Origin of the sequence: Micrococcus sp. HSID17227 (assembly GCF_003989405.1) — a bacterium.
In the GTDB taxonomy this organism is placed as follows: Bacteria; Actinomycetota; Actinomycetes; order Actinomycetales; family Micrococcaceae; genus Micrococcus; species Micrococcus luteus.
On record NZ_RBLN01000528.1, the window covers coordinates 1 to 808 of the forward strand.

The 808-nt window shown below is 71.2% G+C and carries 1 protein-coding gene; it reads right to left on the reverse strand.

Translation table 11 applies throughout. From position 1 onward, the window contains the following. Positions 1 to 639, reverse strand: a 639-nt coding sequence (locus tag D8M29_RS13100; protein WP_238693433.1) for a DUF4245 domain-containing protein, incomplete at its 3' end; no start/stop codon positions are given. Between the last annotated feature and the right edge of the window lie 169 nt (positions 640 to 808).

Consider the following 808-nt stretch of genomic DNA (forward strand, 5'->3'; position numbering starts at 1 on the left):
CCGCGACGCTCGGCGTCGCGGGGCTCTCACGGTTTCCGGTCCGGGCGGGGCCGCCACACGGCCGCCCGGACCCGCGGGCTGCCAGGAGGAGGCGGCGGGAGCCTCGGAAGCGGTGGCGGCCGGATCCGTCTGCAGCGCGGCGGCCATCTCGGCAAGCCGGTCCGACGGGGCCGATCCGGTGACGACCGTCGTCACGCCCTCGGCGTGCAGGACGAGGGCGTCGTACTTCGGCCCCTCCCAGACCTCCCAGGCCCGGCCCGACCCCTCGCGCGTGCGCCCGGTGTTCTCGGCGTCACGGCTGGCCCCGGGCACGTGCTTCTTCGCCGGGGCCGTCGACTGCTCCACGGCGCCGTACCTGTCGTCCGGGTCGAGGGAGCCCAGGTGCCAGCCGGCGCCGTCACGGCCCTCGTACGAGACGGAGGTGGGCTTCCAGCCCTTCGACAGGCCGTCCGGGGCCGCCACCGGGTACGGCGCGGCACGGCGGGTCGTCGCGAGCTCGACCCGGTAGTCGACCGCCTTGATCGGGTCGGCCTTGTCGTCGTGCGGGATGAAGAGGTAGACGACGCCCGCCACTGCGGTGATCACGAGCATCGACAGGATCATGTCCCGGACGGTCTGCTTGCCTCGCTTGCTTGCCACGGACTCAATGGTGGCATGAGCCTTTGGGCGCCCCGCCAGCGGGCGTCCGCTCATACGTGACCCGCCCTGCTCATTTTATCGACCTACCGATAGAGTCACAGCACCCTCTTTTCCGGTCGTCGTCGTACAGAAAGGTGCGCTCCGATGTCCGAGCATCATCATCTGCCGT